Source organism: Microbacterium flavescens (assembly GCF_018588945.1).
GTDB lineage: Bacteria > Actinomycetota > Actinomycetes > Actinomycetales > Microbacteriaceae > Microbacterium > Microbacterium flavescens.
In genome coordinates this window covers 276,103-296,150 of sequence record NZ_JAFIWA010000005.1, presented here as the reverse complement: position 1 = coordinate 296,150, position 20,048 = coordinate 276,103, and the positions used below count along the sequence as shown (strand labels likewise).

The window sequence follows — 20,048 nt, the reverse complement described above, 5'->3', positions numbered from 1 at the left end:
GCCTGCGACGCCGGACGGTCATCACAATGCGGTCACAGCCCGGATTGGTTCTGTGAACAACTCGCCCCGGTGGCCGGGGCGCATATTGTGGAACGCATGACCGACGCCCCCCGATCCGGTCTCGCGCTCGACGAGCTCAGCGCTGAGATCCGCCCGCAGGACGACCTCTTCCGTCACGTCAACGGCTCATGGCTGGAACGCACCGAGATCCCCGACGACAAGGCCCGCTGGGGGTCGTTCCATCTCATCGCCGAACAGGCCGAGAAGGACGTGCACGCGATCGTCGAGGAATCGCAGGACGCAGAGCCAGGCACAGAGGCTCGCAAGATCGGCGACCTCTACACGAGCTTCATGGACACCGAGCGCATCGCCGCCCTCGGTGCCGCACCGCTCGCCGGCCAGCTCGCGCGGGTCGACGCCGTCGATTCGATCGCATCCTTCCTGCGCACCGTCGGCGAACTCGAGCGCGACGGGGTCGCGGGCGTGGTGCACCTGTACATCGAGCCCGATCCCGGCAACCCGCAGCGCTACGTGCCCTTCTTCATCCAGGGCGGCCTGTCGCTCCCCGACGAGAGCTACTACCGGCTCGAGAACTTCGAGGCGACGCGCATCTCGTTCCGTGCCCACGTGCAGAAGCTGCTCGAGCTGGCGGGCGTGGCCGAGGCGTCGGCATCCGCTGATCGCATCGTCGCGCTCGAGACCGAGCTCGCGACCCACCACTGGGACAACGTGCGCAGCCGCGACGCGGTGGCGACGTACAACCTGATGTCGTGGGCGGACGTGCAGGCGCTCGCCGGCGTCGACCTCGCGCCATGGATCGAGGGCGTCGCCCCGGCCCACGTCGCCGCGTTCGCCGAGGTGAACGTGTACCAGCCCAGCTTCGTCGAGGGTCTCGGCTCGGTCCTGACCGAAGAGCGGCTCGAGGACTGGAAGGCGTGGCTGCGCTGGTCGATCGTGCACGGCTCGGCGGCGTTCCTCTCGGACGAGTTCGTCGACGAGAACTTCGCGTTCTACGGCACCCAGCTCACCGGCGTGCCGGTCAACCGTGAGCGGTGGAAGCGCGGCGTCGCGCTCGCCGAGGCTGCGCTGGGCGAGGCGATCGGGCACGTCTACGTCGAGCGGCACTTCCCGCCGGCGTCGAAGACCGCGATGGACGAACTGGTCGCCAACCTCATCGAGGCCTACCGGGAGTCGATCACCGGGCTCGAGTGGATGACGCCCGAGACCCGCCAGCGTGCGCTCGCCAAGCTCGACGCCTTCACGCCCAAGATCGGCTACCCGGTCAAGTGGAAGGACTACTCGTCCCTCGAGATCGACGCGACCGACCTGCTCGGCAACGTCCGCCGGGCGCACGTGTGGGAGCACGACCGCCAGCTCTCGAAGGTCGGCCAGCCGATCGACCGCGACGAGTGGTACATGACGCCGCAGACCGTCAACGCGTATTACAACCCGCTCATGAACGAGATCGTCTTCCCGGCGGCGATCCTGCAGTACCCGTTCTTCGAGGCCGATCGCGACGCCGCCGCCAACTACGGCGGCATCGGCGCGGTCATCGGCCACGAGATCGGACACGGCTTCGACGACCAGGGCAGCCGCTTCGACGGCGACGGGTCGCTGCGCGACTGGTGGACCGACGACGACCGTGCGGCATTCGAAGAGCGCACGAAGAACCTGATCGCGCAGTACGACGCGCTCACGCCCCAGGGCCTCGACGGTGACCATCACGTCAACGGCTCGCTGACGGTCGGCGAGAACATCGGCGATCTGGGCGGACTCGGCATCGCCCTCAGGGCGTACCGCCTGCACACCGAGAAGGCGGGCGATCCCGTGATCGACGGGTTCACAGGCGTGCAGCGCCTGCTGCTGAGCTGGGGTCAGATCTGGCAGCAGAAGGGCCGGGATGCCGAGACCATCCGCCTGCTGACGGTCGACCCGCACTCGCCCAACGAGTTCCGCTGCAACCAGATCGTCCGCAACATCGACGCGTTCTACGACGCGTTCGGTGTCACGGAGTCCGACGCCCTCTGGCTCGACAAGGAGCAGCGCGTCACGATCTGGTGAGATGTACCCGTGCGTGTCCTGGGGACGCGCACTCCCCACCCGAATCCACTGGAAGGAAACCCACCCGTGGGCACTGAGCCCAGAAGGGATGCCGAGTCGCTGCGGGGGTCGCGACGGAGCACCAGCAGAAGACCGCCGAGGAGGGCGGCGGTCGGACGCCGATCATTCACGTCGACGCTGAAGGCGCTCGACGACCTCGCCGCATCCGGCGCCAAGATCTCAGTTCGCATCACCGACCTCGACAGGGGTGGGTCGGTGCTCGCGGGCGACGACTTCGTCACCCTGCCGGTAGCGGGCCTCGGCGTGGTGCCGCTGCTGATCGAGGTGGCCGCCGGGTTCGAGGCGGGCACGCTCGATCCGCTCGAGATCATCGACCGTTCGCAGGTCGACCCGGTCACGGTCGGCGGCGTCTGGCAGCACCTGAAGGCGCCGGCGCTGCCGTTGTCCGATCTCGCCGTGCTCACGGCGGCGACGGGCGACGCGCTCGCGGCGAACGCGCTGCTGGCGCGGGTCGGCATCTCGGCCGTTCGCGGACGCATCGAGCGCATGGGGCTGGCGCGCTCCGCTCTGCTCGACCGCTTCCGCGACGAGCGCGGCCCCGACGACGCCCCGCACTTCGCGCTCGGGTCGGCGCGCGAGCTCGCGGAGGTGTTCGCGGCGCTGGTCAACTCGCAGGTCGTCTCGGCGAGCGTGAGCGCCCAGGTCGCGGAGTGGCTGAGCCTGAACCACGACCTCTCGCTCGTCGCGTCGGCGACCGGTCTCGACCCGTTCTCGCACGAGAACGACGAGCACGGGCTGCTCTTCATCAACAAGACGGGGCGGGATGCCGGCATCCGCGTCGAAGCGGGAGTTCTGGCGGGCCCGCGCGCCGGCGTCTCGTACGCACTCATCGTCTGCTTCGACGACCTGTCGATCTACCACCGCATGCGTGCGCACGAGGCGTTCCGCACGCTGGGCGTCGAGCTCATGGAGTACGTGTTCTGAGCAGCGGGCGGCGCGGCCTCGGCTAGCATTTCGGGCATGACGAAACCCGGTCCGATCGACGACGTCTCGATCGGAGGCGACGCCATTCGCCTCGGGCAGTTCCTCAAGTTCGCGGGCCTCCTCGACTCCGGCGGAGACGTGAAGGAGGCCATCATCGACGGCTTCGTGACCGTGAACGGCGAGGTCGACCGCCGCCGCGGCCGGCAGCTCGAGCTGGGCGACGTCGTCGGCTTCGAGGGACACCGGGTCCGCGTCTGCCCGTGACCGTGCTGCTGTAGGCGCGGTCAGGCACCGCGCGAATCCCCGTCTGTCGTTGAGCTGACCTATCCGCAGTTCGGGCGGCAGCCGCGCTGGGTGACCGCGTCGATCAGCACCGTGCCGATGTCGGTCGGCTTCAGAGCCTGATACGCGGCGCCGTCGGTGGCCGCGGCGATCTGCTCGAGGGCGGCCTGGTCGGTGTCGGGCCCGTAGCCGATGGCGATGACAGCGACCGGCTTCGCCGGATCGTGCAGCTTCGCGAGCTCAGCGAGCAGGCCGGGCAGATCGAGCCCGTCGTCGTCTTCGTTGAACCCGTCCGTGTTCAGCAGCACCAGGTTCACCTGGCCCGGGACGTACGTCTCGCGCAGGTAGCTCACCGCGGCGAGCACGCTGTCGTAGAGTCCGGTGCCGCCGCCGACCAGGCTGTCGAGGCTGTTGGCCGAGTCGATCATCCGCTGCTTGTGCGCGGGATCGCCGAGCTCGCCGAAGGGGACGATCTCCTGCCAGTCCTGCGCGCCGATCCGCCGGCTGGAGAACACCCAGTTGGCGATCGACGAGTCGGCAGAGAGCGAGTTGATGGCGCGCACCGCAGCCTGCTCGAACAGGTCGATCCGCCGCATGTCGGCGGTCGCGGGCTGGTTCATGGATCCCGAGACATCGTTGAGGGCGATCATCCGCGAGGGCGCAGTGAGCTTCTGCCACGTGCGGAGCGCCCCCGCGTGATTGACGCCGTCGGCCGGGTCGGTGCTGACGCGCGCATCCTCGGCGTCGGCTGCGGTCGCGTCGAGAGCGTTGCCCGCCGCGTCACGCAGACCGTGCTCGGCGAGTCGGTCGGTCGCGGCTGCCACCGCGGTGGTGAGAGCCTCGGCGGCCTCGAGCGTCTCGTCCGAGGCATCCGCCAATGTGACAACGGGCACGCTCACTGCGGGCTTCACGTCGGTCGGGTAGACCGGCACCAGCGGGGTCTCCGCACCCTCTCCGTAGGTCAGCACCGCCTGCTCGGTGGTCACGGCGATGGTCGGCGATGGTGCAGCGGATGCCGCGTCGAGCGCTTCCGCGGCGGTGGAGACGACGCCCGGCTCCAGGCCGAGGGACAGAGCGGTGAACACCCGCGCGTCGCCGCCGACCGCGGTCTGCAGTGCGAGCAGCGCGGCGGAGCTCGACGCGACGGTCGAGGGATCCGGCAGGACGGCGGCGACCGACTGTCCCGCGAGGCTCGCGAACCCGGCGCCCTCGCTCTCGAGCGCGGCGGCCGTGGGCTCCGTCGCTGCGAAGACGACCGGCGTGCTCGCCACGGTGCCGCTGACCACGAGGTCCGCGGCATCCACTCCCGCGAGCTCGGCCTGCCCGGCCGCGCGTTCGGGCCACATCGTCGAGTCGGGCACCCAGACGTCGAACTCCGGTGCCGCGCCCGTCGTCAGCGCTGCGGCGGTGAGCGCGCTGTCCTCGGCCTGGATCGTCACGGCGGGGCAGTCGGTGCGAGAGCCGGCGAGGTCTTCGACGATGGCCTCGAGCGCGCCCGCGACGGCTGGATCCGCGGTGATGCGCAGGCTGGTCGGAAGGCACTCGCCCGCCGCGGACTGCTCCTCCGGGGGCGCTCCGGCGGACCCGCGGACGAAGATCACGCCGAGCACGACGACGAGCGCGACGACCAGCAGGAGGATGACGCCCAGCAGGATCAGCGAGCGCTTCCGCTGCTGCGCGGCACGGACGGCCGCACGTGTCGGGGTGTTGCCGTCGGCGGGCGTGTACGACTGAACTCGGACCACTTGCACTCCGATGAACGGCGGGTGGGGAGCCCGCTTGTGGGGGGATACGGCGTCGTATCTGCGGTGTACGGCACCGTGGTTCGGGAGGGGGGATACTTCAGGGGGAGTCTAGGTGACGGCGCTCCGAGGTCAAAGGGAAGCCCTCACGCGGGACCGCGCGGCACCTTCGCTGCTGGAGCCCCCGGTCGTCAGGGGGTGGCGGGCGGGACGGTGATCCGCATCACCGTCTTGCTCTTCCCGATGTGCCGCTCGAAGGTGAACCCCGCCTTCTCGAACATCGCCCTCGTGCCGTTGTGCAGGAACGAGGACGACGTCCTCTTGCCGGGCAGGAGCTCGTTGGGGAAGGAGACGACTTCGCCCCCGCCGGCCCGTGAGATCAGCTCGAGCGCGCCGTCGAGGGCCTCGCGCGCCACTCCCGACCGTCGGTGATCCCGGTCGACGAAGAAGCACGTGATGCGCCACGGTGCCGGATTCGTCTCGCCTGCGTCGTACTGTTTGCGGTGATAGATGCCCGGGAGCTCCTCGGGGCTGCCGTACTGGCACCACGCGATCGCGTCGTCGCCGTCGAAGACCAGCGCCGCGTGCGCGACGCCCTCCGCCACGAGTCGCCGTTTGAACGTCGGTCCGTCGTGCTCGCGCTTCACGGTGTGCTCGGTGTCGCCATGGAAGTACGAGCAGTAGCACCCGCCCCACACCCCGTTGTGCTTCTCCGCCAGAGCCAGCCACGCCGGGAAGGTGTCGGGGCTGAGCGGTTTGATCACGTGCGGACTCGTCACGGCAGGCTCCTCGCTCGGGGACTCCAGTGTGCGGCCCGCTCCGGCACAGGACAAGGCCACGGGCACGGGCGCTCTTCGCTGTCGGCGGCGGAGCTCGGGGGCGCCTGCCGGCGACCAACAGCGTCGGATCATTGACGAGCGTGCGTAGTTAGCGGTAACTTTCTGCCAGTCGTTAGCGCTCACAAGGTGCGAGCTGGCCAATCGGCGTGGAGCGACGAAGCTTCCTCGCCAAGGTTGGTCGATAAACCAAACCGGAATCGTTCATTCGGTCGATCAACCGTTCGAACCACCAACACGGAGGTTGGATTGTTCACCAAACCGCGCAAGAATCGCCGGGTCGGCGTGCGTAGATCGCTTGTCTCAGCGCTCTCCGCCGCGACAGCCGGCGCACTGATGCTGGGAGCGGTCAGCCCAGCGCACGCCGTCGATGACTTCGGGCTGGGAGACCCTGTGCTCGAACTGCTGTTCGAGGACTCGGTAGCCGACAGCAGCCCGCTCGCCCACCCGACCGCGCTCAAGGGCCACAACGGCAGCACCACACTCAACCACACGTACATCGACGGGGCTAAGCCCGGCACCAAGGGCCTCAAGCTCAACGGGAACACGTTCCTCGACCTCGGCACGGCCAGTGAACTCGTGCCCGCAAACCTGACCGTTTCGTTCTGGTTCAACCCGACCCAGTCCATGACGGGTGAGCAGCTCATCTCGTGGAACAAGCGTGCGTACAACAGCGATGGGTGGTACGTCTCGTCGGTGAGTGCGACGAACCCGCTGCTGTTCTCCTTCGGCGCAGGCACGGGCTTGCCGCACGAGGTGCGCGCCGCCACGACCGACCGTGCTGCGTTCTTCCCCGTCGGCCAGTGGACTCACATCGCCGCGACCTACAACAGCGCCAGCAAGGAGTTCGGTCTCTACCGCAACGGCGCGAAGGTCACCACGAGCGTGCAGACGGCGACGAGCGCCAGCTCGACGGGCATCATCAAGGAGGCCACGCCCGCTCTGCCGAAGTCGATCGGATACAACGGCCCCAACTACAACGGCGGCTACTTGACCAGCGCGCTCGACGACTATCGTCTCTACGACGGCACGGCTGATCTTGCCGGCATCGTCGCGCTGTATGAGGACGGCGGCGGCCAGGTCGACCGCGCCGCTCTTGCCGCCGCTGCTGCACAGACTCTGACGGTTCCGTCGGTCGCGACATCCAGCCTCGTCCTGCCGACGACGGCGTCCAACGGTTCCCGCGTGCAGTGGAGCTCGGACACCCCTGAGGTGATCAGCGAGAATGGCACTCTGGTCCGCCCCGAGGCGGGCGACGATGACGTGACAGTCACGCTCACTGCGCGCGTGTCCTACGTCGGTGGCCCTTCGACGGAGCGCACCTTCGAGGTGGTGGTCCCCGCCGACATCGCACCGATCCAGGACACCGGTCTCGAGGACGTCGAGCTCGTCGACGATTACCTCGTGAACGCCCAGCAGAAGGAGATCGAGTACCTCCAGAGCCTGGACCCCGAGCGCTACCTGCACTGGTTCCGCGTCACGGCCAACACCTACAAGCCGGGCGCGTTCCCGATCAGCACGACGAGCTACCCCGGGTGGGAGAACGGCTCAGTGACGTGGAACTTCCGCGGACACTCGTTCGGTCACTACATGTCGGCTCTCGCGATGAACTACGCGAACACCGATGACGCGGAAACGAAAGCAGAGCTGCTCGCAGACCTCGAGGGCCTCGTCTACGGGCTCCGTGACGTCCAGGCCAGCTACGAGGACACGACGCGGGCGGGCTATGTCGGGCCGTTCCGGGACTCGGCGCTCGACGCGGTCGAAGGTCGCGGCACCTCCGATGATCAGGTCATCGTCCCCTACTACAACCTCCACAAGGTGCTCGCGGGTCTTCTCGACGCGTACGAGTATGTGGATGGACCGGTTGGCGCAGCAGCACTCGATGTGGCGGAGGGCTTCGGTGAGTACATGCACGGTCGCGTCTCGACGCTGACCAACACCGCGACCCTTCTCGGCACCGAATACGGCGGGATGAACGAGGCGCTCTACGAGCTCTTCGACGTCTCCGGCGGCAATCCGCACTTCAAGCTCGCCGCGGAGCGCTTCGACGAGGTTTCGCTGTTCCAGTCGCTCGCCAACGGCAACGATGTCCTCGCAGGCCGGCACGCGAACACGACCATCCCGAAGTTCATCGGGGCTTTGAAGCGCTACACGGTGTTCACTCAGAACCCCGAGTACTACGAGATGCTGACGGCAGCGGAGAAGACGAATCTCGGGATGTACCTGACGGCGGCGCAGAACTTCTTCGACATCGTCGTCGACCATCACACGTATGTGACGGGCGCGAACAGTCAGTCCGAGCACTTCCGTGCACCGGACACCTTGTGGCGCTATGCCACTCAGCAGGGGGCGACCGGCAACCCGCAGACAGCCGAGACGTGCAATGAGTACAACATGCTCAAGCTCGCTCGAGAGCTGTTCAAGGTGACGCAGGACGTCCAGTACATGCATTACTACGAGAACACGTTCATCAACACGATCTTGTCCTCGCAGAATCCCGATACGGGCATGAGCATGTACTTCAACCCGATGGCGCCGGGCTATTACAAGGTCTACGGGCCGACGCCGAACGAGTCCCAGCTGTTCTGGTGCTGCATCGGCACCGGCATGGAGAACTTCTCCAAGCTCGCCGACACGCTGTACTTCTCCCGCGACAAGACCGTCTGGGTGAACTTGTACTTCAGCTCGACGTACGACCACTCGGACAGCAATATGCGGATCACGCAGGAGGCGAACTTCCCGAACGACGACACCGTCACCATCTCGGTGGCGGCGGTCGACGGTGAAGCCCTTGCCGAAGGCGCGACTCTGCGGTTGCGCGTTCCCGACTGGGTAGCCGGTGACCCGGTCCTGGTCGTCAACGGCGAGACAGTCACCCCGCGCATCTCGGGCGGATACATCGTGCTCGACGAGGTCGCAGCCGGGGACAGCATCCAGCTGACAACGCCCATGGAGGTCGTGGCTTACGACACACCTGACAACGCGGACTTCGTGGCGTTCAAGTACGGTCCGGCCGTTCTCAGCACCGATCTCGGAACCGAGAACATGACCGGCTGGGGAAGCGTCGGGGTGAGCGTGCGCATCGCGCTCGCGCCCTCGAACGCCGTCCAGCAGTCGATCACGGTGGGGACTCCGACGACGCAGGACTGGTATGACGACGTCGCCCAGAATGTGGAGCGCATCGAGGACAACTCCGCGGGCGAGGTTCAGTTCCGGCTGAACGGCACCCGTGACGGTCAGGATCTCGTGTACACGCCGCACTACTCCCAGCACGGGAACCGGTACGGCATCTACATGAACTTCGAGGTCCCCGACTCTGCTGCATCGCAGCAGGCGATCCTCGAGGAGAAGCAGCGTCTTCGCGCCTCCGAGCGTTTCATCGACACTCTCACCACTTTCGACAACAACAACGGTGAGGCGGCGAAGAACCTGAAGACGTCGGGCAACACGAGTGTCGGTGTGCACAACGGTCGGCAGTACCGTCACGGCAACTCCGGCGCCTGGTTCAGCTACGACATGGCTGTAGCCCCGTCGGAGACGGCCAACTTCCTGGAGACCACCTACTTCTCCGGAGACAACGGTCGGAGCTTCCAGGTGTACCTCAACGACGAGCTGTTCAAGACGCAGCAGATCACGAACGCTGCCGGCAGCGGCGTGTTCTACGAGGTGCGTGACCAGATCCCCGCGAAGTACCTGACCGCGGAGAACGTGCGGTACAAGGTCGACGCGAACGGTGAGCCCGTGCTCGACGCGAACGGCGATCGGATCCCCGTCATCACGGTGCGGTATCAGTCGACCGGGAGCTTCGTCGGCGGTGTGTTCGGCGTGTACACGTCGCGCCCTGCTGAGTACAGCACCGCCTCGGCACTCTCCGCGCTCTCCGTCGACGGTGGCACCCTGGCGCCGACGTTCGATCCGGCGACGACGTCGTACGTCGTCAATGTCCCGGTCGGGACCGACTCCGTGTCGTTCCGCGCGACTCCGAGTGTGCCCAGCGGTCTCGTGAAATTCGGAGACATCCTCGTCGATGACACGCAGCCGCGCACGGTGGAGCTCGAACCGGGTGTGGAGAAGACCCTGACGATCAACTCGATCGCACAGGATCACGTCACCACCACGCCGTACACCGTGGTGGTGCGTGAACAGGCTGCTCCGGCGCTCAGCGTCGAGGCGACCGTCTCGAAGCGCTGCATCGGCGGAAAGACGATCCTGGTGGTGCAGGCGACCAACGTCAACGATGTGGCTGTCCGAGCCACCCTGCGGTCAGCATTCGGCGACAAGACCTGGGCGCAGCTCGCCCCCGGTAAGACTGCGGCGCAGTCGTTCACGACGCGCCTGCCGTCTGTCTCCGCGGGCAGCGTGGCGGTTGAGCTCTCGGGTTCGATCGGCGGCGAGGAGGTGACCAGCAGCCACACCGTTGAGTATTCGGCGATGAGCTGCATGGCCAACTAGCGTCAGGCGGGGTGCCGGTGAACTCCACCGGCACCCCGCCCCTCCCTTCCGTCACTCCGAACGACCGAAAGACCCCGTGGCACAGCGACGTCAAACGAAGTGGAGGCCGCGCTCGCCGATCCCCGGCCGCACGACCCCCACCCTTCCCGCCCAGAATCGTCGTCCGACGCGGTCCTTGCGTGCGCGGCGCGTCATGGCCGGTCTCGCGTGTGTGTTCGTGCTCACCGGCATCGTCCTTCTCCCGCAGCAGTATTTCCGGGACCCGCTGCCGGCTCGACTGCAGGATGGTCTCACGCTCGCCGTCAGCGTCCTGATCGAGTCGTTGCCGTTCGTCATCCTCGGCATCCTGCTCTCCGTGGTGATACAGGTCTGGGTGCCCCCCACCGTCATCGAACGGATGCTTCCCCGGCGCGCGTGGGCGCGGCGAGCCGTGCTGTCTCTCCTCGGGATGCTCATCCCTGTGTGCGAGTGCGGAAACGTGCCGTTCGCGCGCGGTCTCATGATGCGCGGACTCAGCGTGCCCGACACGCTGACCTTCCTGATCGCGGCGCCGATCGTGAACCCGATCGTCATCCTCACGACCCATCAGGCCTTCGGCTGGGACGACGGGATTCTCGTCGCACGCCTCGTCGGCGGATACCTCATCGCGAATCTGATCGGCTGGCTCTACAGCCGTCACCCCGACCCCGCGTCGCTCCTGACCCCCAGTTTCCGGGACGCCTGCGACGCCGTCGCCGCCGAGTCCAGCGAGACGCGCGCGCATCGGTCGGTCCGTCAGGCCGTGGTCGAGTTGAGGGCCATCATGCCGGCCCTCGTGATCGGCTCGGCGATCGCGGGCGCTGTCCAGGTGCTCATTCCGCGGGACGTGCTGCTGGCGATCGGAAGCGACCCGGTCTTGTCGATCTTCGCGATGACCTCGCTCGCGCTCGTGGTGGCGATCTGCTCCAACGTCGACGCCTTCTTCGCGCTCTCATTCGCCTCCGCCTTCACCCCGGGTTCGATCGTCGCCTTCCTCATCGTCGGTCCACTCATCGATGTGAAGATGCTGGCGCTCATGCGCACGACCTTCCGCACACGTGTGCTGATCGGGATCGTCGCCGTCGTCATCCCCGCGGCGTTCGTGATCGGGACGGCGGTGAATCTCCTTGCGTGACCTGTGGGAGCGGTGGCTCGGTGCCGGCATCGCCGGCGCCCTGGCCGTACTGACACTCGTTCTGGCACTCACCGGTCAGCTCGATCTCTACATCAACCCGGCCAACGCCTGGTTCGCCGTCACGATGTCCGTGATCGCGATCCTGGTCGTCGCCGCGTCATTCGGCATCCGACGCGGCGCCGAGCGCGACCACGACCATGACCATGACCATGACGCGAGTCACGAAGGCCCCGACGGAGAGCACCCGCGTCGGCGCACGCCCGGCGTCGTGACGATGACAGGCGGTGTGCTGGCCACGCTCGTGACGCTCGCTGCTCTCGTCGTGCACCCGACGGTGCTCTCCGTCGACCTCGCCATCGCGCGCACGTCGACCGCGCCGACGCTCTTCGGAGGGGAGGAGATCGTGATGCTCGCGCAATCCGGGGACACCGCCCACTTCGGCGTTCCTGACTGGTCCACCGTCTTCGCGACCGCCACCGCGCCGGAGCAGTTCGTGGGTGACGCCGTCGACCTGACCGGGTTCATCGCGCCCAACCCCGACGATCCGGACGCCTTCCTCCTGACCAGGCTCGTGATCACCCACTGCGTGATCGATGCGCAACCCGCCACGCTCCCCATCGTCGAGGCGGGGTGGGCCGGCGTCCACGAGGTGGGCCAGTGGGTGAAGGTCGAGGGCACCGTTGCGTCGGAGCGTGACCACCTCGTCATCCATCCCACCGCCGTCACGCCGGTCGATGTGCCGGAGGATCCCTATGAGTATTGAGGCGTCCGCTCGCCGCGGGCGCTCCTTCCTCGCTGTCTTCCTGGCTTCCGTGAGTGCGCTCGTGCTCGTCGCCGTACTGGGCGCGGGCGCGAGCGTGGCCCAAGGGCCACGGGTCACGGCGGTGCTCGCCGACCCGATCGCAGCGGCCGGCACGAGCGGCTCGCGCGTCATCTTCACGGCCAATCAGCCCCTCGCGACCGTGAGCGCCGGTCAGGTGACGGTGGTTCCGAGCGTCCCGTTCGCCGTCGACACGTCGGGCCGCAGCGTCGGCGTCCGCTTCAGCGAGCCGCTCGCCGATGGAGCCCGGTATACGATCACCGTCGACCGAGTGTCCGGCCTGTCCGGCGTCTCGACCTCGCGGTTCGAGACAGTCGTGGACACGCCCGCCGTCGAGGTGCACGTGCTCGAGCGTTCCGACTCCGACGACGACCGCATCTATCGTTCAGATTTCGACGACGACGATCGAGTCACGGTGTTCGAACACCCCCGCATCGAGGACTTCCGGCAGTCACCCCGAGGCCTTGTGGTCTCGACCATCAACGACCAGGGCGACTCCGATCTCATGATCGTTCCCGTCGACGGTCGTGAGGCGGTGGAGGTGAAACTGCCCGGAGTCGGGCGGCTGTCGCGGCTCCAATTATCGGATTCCGGCGATCGGATCGCCTACACGTGGACCGATCCCGCGATCGAAGGTCTGCCCGCGCGGGACTCCGTTGTGTATCTCTCCTCCACAGCAACCCCGGAGGCCCCGCCCTCGCGCCTCGATCTCGGAGCCGCCGATCCTCGTATCGATGACTTTCGATTCGTGCAGGGGACACGGTCGCTCCTCCTCGTCACGCGCGGCAAGGAGCTCCTTGTCGCCGACCCCGTGACCGGCGGAGAGCCCACTCGGCTGGGTCAGGCGACACTGATCGACGAGGTCGCGCGCGACGAGCCCGTTGCCTATGTGCGCACCGAGGAGGGGCCCGCTCGGGTGGATCTTCGCACCGGCGACCGAACGGAGCCCGCCGCCGATCACCCCGAGTACGGACGGCCCTTCGCCGCCGAGAAGGTCGTCGGACACGGCATCCTGTCGACGTACCTCTCGATCGACGACGAAGGCAGCCTCTCCCGTCAGGCCCTTGTCTTGGCAGACGATTCAGGGGCGGAGAGGCTCCTCGCAGATGTCCCCGTTTCGGACGCCGTGATCCAGGTCTGCGCAGCCCCGAGCGGACGGTTCGTGGCCGTCACGATCGCACCGGACATCACGACGAACGCCGTCGACGACGCTGTTCTCGCGATGCCCGGCGACATGGTGACGCGAATCATCCCGCTCGAGGGCGGCGCATCCCGGGAGTTGCCGGGCTTCGCGATCTCCTGGTGCCGCGGGCCGGCGTCCTAGGGGCCCGGCCCACCCGTCGATGGCAACGCGGACACCATCGTTCCGCTACCGCCGGTGGGCCGCCCGCTCGTTGCCGCGTTTGTAGTTGCCGGTCACGCGGGCCATCACGTGCTGCGGGTCACCGCGCTCGACGTCGTCGAGGAACCGGAGTGCCGCCGCGTTCCGCAGGGTCGTCGCCGGTCGGCCGTGGTGACGGATCTCGACAAAGTCGCCACGGACGGTGAACTCGAAGCCAGAGGGTCCGCCCGCCACGGTGTCGAGCATGCCGCATCCCCGCCCGGCCGTCACTCCCGCGGCTTGCGGAACACGGCGATGGTCGTCGCCGCGAGCACCACGACGCCGATCGACTCGACGATGACCGTCTCCGGCACGAGCATGTAGTCCCACGACTGGGTGATGCCGAACAGCCCTACCGTCAACGCCAGCAGCAGCGAGCCGAGCGTCGCGATCATGAAGAGCAGGCTCAGCACGGTCGCAAGCTGCAGCAGCCGGCCGCGAAGCGCGACCAGGGCGATCGCCAGCACGAGCCCCGCCATCCCGTTGAGCACGAACATCACGCCGAGGATGCCGCCGACGCCGTTGAAGGCGAGGTACAGATGGATTCCCCCCGTGGCGAGCAGGAGGACGGCGCTCAGTATGCGGAGGGCCCACTGCCCTCGACGGCTGCCTTCGTTCATGTGCTCGATCCTTTCCTTCGGTGGCCCGTCTCGAGACGGGCGGTCTTCGCAGGTCGCCGGGCGATCAGCCACAGCACGTCACGCCCGAACGACTCCAGCAGCAGCGCGAGCGCGATGACGGTCACAGAGACACCTGCCCACAAGGGCAGGAGATCGGATGCCGCGACCGTCAGCGCGATCCCGGCGAACGCGGTCACCACCTTGCGCCAGTAGCGCGGCGGCAGGGTCGCCCGCATCCAGGGCAGCATCCATCCGGCGACCACGAAGACGTAGCGCAGCAGCCCGATCGCGAGCACCCACCACCCCAGCAGCTGGGCGACGTAGACGCTGAGGGCGAGCAGGAGGAAGGCATCCACCTCCATGTCGAAGCGGGCCCCGAGCTCGGTCTCGCTGTGCGTGCGCCGCGCGACCCAGCCGTCCACACCGTCGAGCACGAGCGCGATCGCGGCCACCACGACCAGCAGCGGCACGGAGATCGGCGACGTGAACGAGGTGGCGACCAGCGCGGTGACGAAGGCGATCAGGGTCGAACGAGTGGCGGTCGCCCAGTTCCCCCAGCCGAAAGCCGACATCTCGCGTCGTTGCAACCCCCTGGCGAGCAGCGCGTTCGAGACGCCAAGGTAGAGGAGCCCGGCAGTCCATCCGGCTGCCGAGAGCGGGGAGACGACGGCGATCGCGATCATGCCGACGACCCCCGCCGCGATCGACGAGAGCGGAGCGAGATGAACTTTCGGCATGGGGAGCTCCGTTCCTCCGTCATGGATACCACCGGTTACACGTATCCGGGGAGTGCCCCGGTTCAATCGGCCGGGGTTGAGGCCTGACCGTGGCGACCGCGTTCTGGGTGGAGGCGCCGGCGGAAGGGGCGCTGCGCGACGAGGTCGTGACCGACCGGCGGCCGGGCGAAGTGCTCGTCCGCACGCTCTACACGGGCGTCAGCCGCGGCACCGAGTCGCTCGTGTTCCGCGGCGAGGTGCCCGAGAGCGAGCGGGAGCGGATGCGCGCGCCGTTCCAGCAGGGCGACTTCCCTGCGCCGGTCAAGTACGGCTACCTCAGCGTCGGCACGGTCGAGCAGGGGCCGAGCGACCTCGTCGGGCGAACGGTGTTCGCGCTGTACCCGCACCAGTCGTCGTACGTGGTGCCCGAGCACGCCGTCACGGTCGTCCCCGGCGGCATCCCGCCGCGGCGGGCGGTGCTTGCGGGCGCGGTCGAGACCGCGGTGAACATCCTGTGGGATGCCGCGCCCCTGGTCGGCGACCGGCTCATGGTCGTGGGTGCCGGGATGATCGGCTGCGCAGTCGCGCGTGTGGCACGGGGCATCCCGGGTCTTGACGTCACCGTGGTCGACGTCGATCGCGCGAAGGCGGACGTGTGCGGGCTGCTCGGCGTCTCGTACGCGCATCCCGACGACGCTCCGCGAGACCAGGACATCGTGGTCGACACCAGCGGCTCGGGTGACGGGCTGCAACTGGCGATCGAGTGCGCCGCGACCGAGGGCGACATCGTCGAAGCGAGCTGGTTCGGGGACCGCCCCGTGAGCCTGCGGCTCGGCGGCGACTTCCACTCGCGGCGGCTGACGATCCACTCGAGCCAGGTGGGGGTGGTCTCGCCCCGCCGGCGCGGCAGCCGCTCGACCGGCGACCGGCTCGGACTCGCCCTGCGGCTGCTGAACGATGAGGCGTTCGATCACCTGCTCACCGGGGACTCGTCGTGGCGGGAACTCCCCGCCGTGATGGCCGGGATCGCCGACGGGACTCTGCCCGGGCTCTGCCACACCATCGACTGGAGGGACTCCGCATGACCTACTCCGTGACCGTCCGCGACCACATGATGATCGCCCACAGCCTGGCGGGCGAGGCGTTCGGCCCCGCCCAGGGCCTGCACGGCGCCACGTACGTGGTCGACGCGACCTTCCGGTCGGCCGAGCTGGACGCCGACGGCGTGGTGGTCGACATCGGGCGGGCGACGGAGGCGCTGCGCGGCATCCTGTCCACTCTCTCGTACCGGAATCTCGACGAGGTGCCCGAGTTCGCCGGCGTGAACACCACGACCGAGCGCCTGTGCAGCCACGTGGCGGAGCGACTGGTCACGGCCGTGCGCGCGGGTGAGCTGGGCGGCGGCACGGTGTCTGCCATCGAGGTCACGCTGCGCGAGTCGCACGTCGCGTGGGCGTCGTACGAGGTGACGCTGTGACCGGAGCCCAGCTCGTCGTGTGGTTCGTCGTTCCGGAAGGGATCGACGATCCGAGCCGCGTGAGCGGCGGCAACGTCTTCGACCGGCGGGTCGGGTCGGAGCTGCGGCGGCTGGGCTGGGACGTGCGCACCGTGGAGGTGGATCCGGCCGCGTCGTCGGCCGCGGATCCCTTCGCCGCGGTGCCCGACGGCGGACTCGTGCTGCTCGACGGCCTGGTGGCGATCGGTGCGCCCGAGGCGGTCGAGGCCGCTGCTCGCCGAGTGAGCCTCGTCACCCTCGTGCACATGGTGGCAGACGCCTTCCCGGACGCTGATCCGCGCACGGTCGAGGGTGAGGGCCGGGCGCTGCCGCACGCGCAGCGCGTGATCGCCACCAGTGCGTGGGTGCGCGACGAGCTGGTGCAGCGCTGCCTCAGCTCGCCCGAGCGCATCGTGGTGGCGACGCCCGGCGCGGACGCCGCGGCGACCGCCGAGGGCACCTCGACCGGCGGTTCCCTGCTGTGCGTCGGCGTCGTCGCACCTCACAAGGGGCAGGACACGCTGATCGAGGCGCTCGCAGGCCTGGCATCGGATCCGTCGTGGTCGTGCACGATCGCCGGCTCGGTCAGCTCCGACCGCGGGTTCGCGGAGCGGCTCGAGACCGACGCTGCTCGGGCCGGACTCTCGGAGCGGATCACGTGGACGGGCGTGCTGAGCCCCGACGACCTGGACGCCGCCTACGCGCGCGCGGACGTGCTCGTGGCACCATCACGCACCGAGAGCTACGGCATCGCCGTCGGAGATGCGCTGCGCCGTGGCATCCCGGTCATCGCGACCCGCGTCGGGGGACTCCCCGAGGCTGCCAGGCCTGAGGATGCGGCGATCCTCGTGCCGCCGGACGATCCGAAGGCGCTCGGCTTCGCGCTGCGGCGCTGGATCGAGGATCCGGGCCTCCGGTCTCGCCTGTCCGCGGCCGCTCGACGCGCCGCTCCGCATCGCGCGTCGTGGCGCGACACCGCGCGCACGATCGACCAGACGCTGGCGGGGCTGACGTGAGCGTCGTCATCCCGGTGTCCGCCGACTGGCTGACGCTGAGGGAGGGAGCCGACGCGGGCTCGCGTTCGCGCGCGCTGGCGACGAGGGCGGCTCGGATGCTGCGACCCCCCGTCACCGTGCACGACCTCGGCAGCGGCACCGGATCGATGGTGCGCTGGCTTGCGCCGCTCCTGCCGGGGCCGCAGACCTGGGTGCTGCACGACTGGAACCCGGCCCTCCTCGAGCACGCCGCGCGGGCGACCGTCAACGACGTCGAGGGCCAGCCGATCGCGATGCGCACCCGCGTCGGCGAGCTGGGCCACCTGCGCGCCGCAGACGTGGCCGGTGCGTCGCTCGTCACGGCATCCGCGCTGCTCGATGTCCTGGCCGCCGACGAGGTCGAGGCCATCGTGCAGGCCTGCGTCGAAGCCGGGACGCCCGCCCTGTTCGGGCTGTCGGTGACCGGCCGGGTGACGATCGATCCGCTCGATCCCGGCGACCGCGTGTTCGAGGTCGCGTTCAACGACCATCAGCGGCGGAGCGTCGACGGGCGTCGCCTGCTCGGACCGGATGCCGTGACCGTCACCGCCGGGCTGTTCCGTTCGCGCGGCTGGTCGGTTCGGGTCGCGGATTCGCCCTGGCAGCTGGGCGGTGAGGATGGCGCGCTCATCGCCGAGTGGATCGACGGATGGCTCGCCGCCGCGGTCGCCGAGCGTCCGGCCCTCCAGGAGTGGGCGGAGGAGTACGCCCGCGCGCGAACCCGGCAGCTCGCCGCGGGGGAGCTGCGGGTCGCCGTCCACCACGAGGACCTCCTGGCATGGCCGCCGTGACCGCCGCCATCAGCACGGGGACCAGCCGGCGCGGCGGGGCCGCCGCACGGTGGGGGCCCTGGATCCGCGCCGCGGTCGGCGGGGGCATCCTGGTGGCGATCATCGCCGCAGCCGGCGCCGAGCCGTTCGTCCGGGGCTTCGCGGCGGTGTCGCCCGCCGCCATCGGCGCCGCGGCCCTCCTCGCCGCTGCCGCGACAGCGGCGGCGTCATGGCGGTGGCGGATCCTGGCCGGGCGCATGGGACTGCGGCTCGGCTGGGCGGAGTCCGTGGCCGCCTACTACCGGTCCCAGTTCCTCAACACCGTGCTGCCGGGCGGTGTCGTCGGTGACGTCCACCGGGCGGTGGCGCACGGGCGCAGCGTCGACCACGTCGCTCAGGCCGCTCGCGCGGTGGCCGCGGAACGGGCCGCCGGTCAGGCCGTGCAGCTCGTGCTCGCCGTCGGGGTGCTGGCGTCGATCGGATTCTCGGCCTACAGTCCGGCCATGACCGTGCTGCTGGTCTCGGCGGTGCTCGCGGTCGCGGCGCTCGCGCTCGCAGCGACCAATCGGCGCGCGCGGTCGGCGCTGGGCCGCGAGTGGGCGATTCTGCGGGGGGCCTTCGCGACCCCTGCGGCGCTGCTCGGGGTCGTGGCCGCGTCCGCTGTCGTCGTGGTCGCGCACGTCGCGACTTTTCTGGTGGCCTGCATCGCCGTGGGCATCGATGCTTCCGCCGAGCGCATGGGAGCCGCGGCCGTCGTGGCGGTGCTGGCGTCGTCGATTCCCCTGAGCATCGGGGGATGGGGGCCGAGGGAGGGCGCGGCGGCGTGGGCTTTCGGCGCCGTGGGCCTGGGCGCCGCTGCCGGCCTCGCGGCTGCGACGGCGTACGGTGTGCTGGTGATGATCGCACTGGCCCCGGGAGCGGTCGTCCTCGCGATCTCGCTGGCGCGCCGGCGGCGCGTCGCCGGGGGGCCGGTGTCATGAACCGGCCGTACGTCACGCTGAGCTGTGCGATGTCGATCGACGGGTATCTCGACAGCGAGACGCCGCAGCGTCTGGCGATGTCCAACGCCGAGGACTTCGACCGCGTCGATGAGCTTCGCGCCGCGAGCGACGCCATCATGGTCGGGGCCTCGACCGTGCGCCGCGACGACTGCCGCCTGCTGGTGCGCAGCGAAGAGCGTCAGCGGGAGCGGCTCGCCGCGGGGCTCACGGCGTCACCGGTGAAGGTCACGGTCACCGCGAGCGGGGAGCTGTCGGCCGAGTCCTCCTTCTTCGCCGCCGGCGACGTGGAGAAGATCGTCTACTGCCCGCGGGCGGAGGGCGAGCGGATCACGCGCACGCTCGGCGAGGCGGCGACGGTCGTGGTACTCGGCGAGGAGGTGCGGATGCGCGACGTAACGGCCGACCTCGCCGACCGCGGCATCGGACGCCTGATGGTCGAGGGCGGGGGACGCCTGCACACGCAGTTCCTCGTCGAGGACGTCGCCGACGAGCTGCAGCTCGTGATCGCGCCCTTCTTCGTGGGCGAGTCGCTGGCGCCGCGGTTCGTCGGCGCCGGGGAGTTCCCGTGGACCGCGCGTCGTCGTGCCCGGCTCGTCGAGACGAGGCAGATCGCCGACGTCGTCCTGCTGCGCTACGCCCTCTCGGAACGGTTCGATGGCGGCCCTGCGTGACAGCGGACCGGTAGCGGACGGCCGGGG

General features: G+C 69.1%; 18 protein-coding genes. 13 read left to right on the top strand and 5 right to left on the bottom strand.

The window, feature by feature from the left end; genetic code table 11:
* Positions 1-96 precede the first annotated feature (96 nt).
* The 3 genes from JX005_RS11970 (at position 97) to JX005_RS11960 (ending at position 3,309) form a co-directional block, all read left to right on the top strand.
* Complete coding sequence (locus JX005_RS11970; RefSeq protein ID WP_214467760.1) at positions 97-2,061, top strand: M13 family metallopeptidase; 1,965 nt, start codon at positions 97-99, stop codon at positions 2,059-2,061.
* A 66-nt stretch (positions 2,062-2,127) separates the two neighbouring features.
* Complete coding sequence (locus JX005_RS11965; RefSeq protein ID WP_307858573.1) at positions 2,128-3,045, top strand: serine hydrolase; 918 nt, start codon at positions 2,128-2,130, stop codon at positions 3,043-3,045.
* Between the two features lie 36 nt (positions 3,046-3,081).
* Positions 3,082-3,309 carry an RNA-binding S4 domain-containing protein gene (locus JX005_RS11960; RefSeq protein ID WP_214467759.1) on the top strand — a complete coding sequence of 76 codons (228 nt, stop codon included), beginning with the start codon at positions 3,082-3,084 and terminating at the stop codon, positions 3,307-3,309.
* Positions 3,310-3,368: 59 nt separating this feature from the next.
* On the opposite strand, the gene JX005_RS16405 is transcribed toward JX005_RS11960, so the two are convergent.
* Complete coding sequence (locus JX005_RS16405) at positions 3,369-5,072, bottom strand: substrate-binding domain-containing protein (protein WP_214467758.1); 1,704 nt, start codon at positions 5,070-5,072, stop codon at positions 3,369-3,371.
* A gap of 188 nt (positions 5,073-5,260) precedes the next feature.
* On the bottom strand, positions 5,261-5,848 hold the full coding sequence (locus JX005_RS11950) for a GNAT family N-acetyltransferase (protein ID WP_214467757.1): 588 nt from the start codon (positions 5,846-5,848) through the stop codon (positions 5,261-5,263).
* 342 nt (positions 5,849-6,190) lie between these two features.
* Between JX005_RS11950 and JX005_RS11945 the strand changes: the two genes are divergently transcribed.
* The 4 genes from JX005_RS11945 (at position 6,191) to JX005_RS11930 (ending at position 13,657) form a co-directional block, all read left to right on the top strand.
* Positions 6,191-10,360 carry a beta-L-arabinofuranosidase domain-containing protein gene (locus JX005_RS11945; RefSeq protein ID WP_214467756.1) on the top strand — a complete coding sequence of 1,390 codons (4,170 nt, stop codon included), beginning with the start codon at positions 6,191-6,193 and terminating at the stop codon, positions 10,358-10,360.
* 193 nt (positions 10,361-10,553) lie between these two features.
* Positions 10,554-11,513: a permease gene (locus JX005_RS11940; protein ID WP_214467755.1), complete on the top strand. Its 960-nt coding sequence runs from the start codon at positions 10,554-10,556 to the stop codon at positions 11,511-11,513.
* Entirely contained in the window at positions 11,506-12,276 is a 771-nt protein-coding gene (locus tag JX005_RS11935) for a TIGR03943 family putative permease subunit (RefSeq protein ID WP_214467754.1), read from the top strand. The genes JX005_RS11940 and JX005_RS11935 overlap by 8 nt, the downstream gene beginning before the upstream one ends.
* A complete protein-coding gene (locus JX005_RS11930; protein WP_214467753.1) occupies positions 12,266-13,657 on the top strand; it encodes a hypothetical protein in 1,392 nt (463 codons plus the stop codon). Before JX005_RS11935 ends, JX005_RS11930 begins: the two co-directional genes overlap by 11 nt.
* 45 nt (positions 13,658-13,702) lie before the next feature.
* Here the strand turns inward: JX005_RS11930 and JX005_RS11925 are convergent, their stop codons facing one another.
* Genes JX005_RS11925 through JX005_RS11915 form a run of 3 tightly spaced genes read right to left on the bottom strand, consistent with a single transcriptional unit; the run spans position 13,703 to position 15,071 of the window.
* Entirely contained in the window at positions 13,703-13,921 is a 219-nt protein-coding gene (locus JX005_RS11925; protein ID WP_214467752.1) for a hypothetical protein, read from the bottom strand.
* Between the two features lie 20 nt (positions 13,922-13,941).
* A complete protein-coding gene (locus JX005_RS11920) occupies positions 13,942-14,334 on the bottom strand; it encodes a hypothetical protein (RefSeq protein WP_214467751.1) in 393 nt (130 codons plus the stop codon).
* Positions 14,331-15,071, bottom strand: a complete 741-nt coding sequence (locus tag JX005_RS11915) for a CDP-alcohol phosphatidyltransferase family protein (protein WP_214467750.1) — start codon at positions 15,069-15,071, stop codon at positions 14,331-14,333. The genes JX005_RS11920 and JX005_RS11915 overlap by 4 nt, the downstream gene beginning before the upstream one ends.
* An 89-nt stretch (positions 15,072-15,160) precedes the next feature.
* On the opposite strand from JX005_RS11915, the gene JX005_RS11910 reads away from it, so the two are divergent.
* Genes JX005_RS11910 through JX005_RS11885 form a run of 6 tightly spaced genes read left to right on the top strand, consistent with a single transcriptional unit; the run spans position 15,161 to position 20,021 of the window.
* Positions 15,161-16,135, top strand: coding sequence for a zinc-dependent alcohol dehydrogenase (locus tag JX005_RS11910; RefSeq protein WP_307858572.1), 975 nt, complete (start codon positions 15,161-15,163; stop codon positions 16,133-16,135).
* Positions 16,132-16,527 carry a 6-pyruvoyl trahydropterin synthase family protein gene (locus tag JX005_RS11905; RefSeq protein ID WP_214467749.1) on the top strand — a complete coding sequence of 132 codons (396 nt, stop codon included), beginning with the start codon at positions 16,132-16,134 and terminating at the stop codon, positions 16,525-16,527. Before JX005_RS11910 ends, JX005_RS11905 begins: the two co-directional genes overlap by 4 nt.
* Complete coding sequence (locus JX005_RS11900; RefSeq protein WP_214467748.1) at positions 16,524-17,561, top strand: glycosyltransferase family 4 protein; 1,038 nt, start codon at positions 16,524-16,526, stop codon at positions 17,559-17,561. Before JX005_RS11905 ends, JX005_RS11900 begins: the two co-directional genes overlap by 4 nt.
* Positions 17,558-18,370 carry a small ribosomal subunit Rsm22 family protein gene (locus JX005_RS11895; protein WP_214467747.1) on the top strand — a complete coding sequence of 271 codons (813 nt, stop codon included), beginning with the start codon at positions 17,558-17,560 and terminating at the stop codon, positions 18,368-18,370. Before JX005_RS11900 ends, JX005_RS11895 begins: the two co-directional genes overlap by 4 nt.
* A complete protein-coding gene (locus JX005_RS11890; RefSeq protein ID WP_214467746.1) occupies positions 18,358-19,329 on the top strand; it encodes a lysylphosphatidylglycerol synthase domain-containing protein in 972 nt (323 codons plus the stop codon). The genes JX005_RS11895 and JX005_RS11890 overlap by 13 nt, the downstream gene beginning before the upstream one ends.
* The gene (locus JX005_RS11885) at positions 19,326-20,021 is read left to right on the top strand and encodes a RibD family protein (RefSeq protein ID WP_214467745.1); all 696 of its coding nucleotides are present in this window, start codon (positions 19,326-19,328) and stop codon (positions 20,019-20,021) included. Before JX005_RS11890 ends, JX005_RS11885 begins: the two co-directional genes overlap by 4 nt.
* Positions 20,022-20,048: the final 27 nt, after the last annotated feature.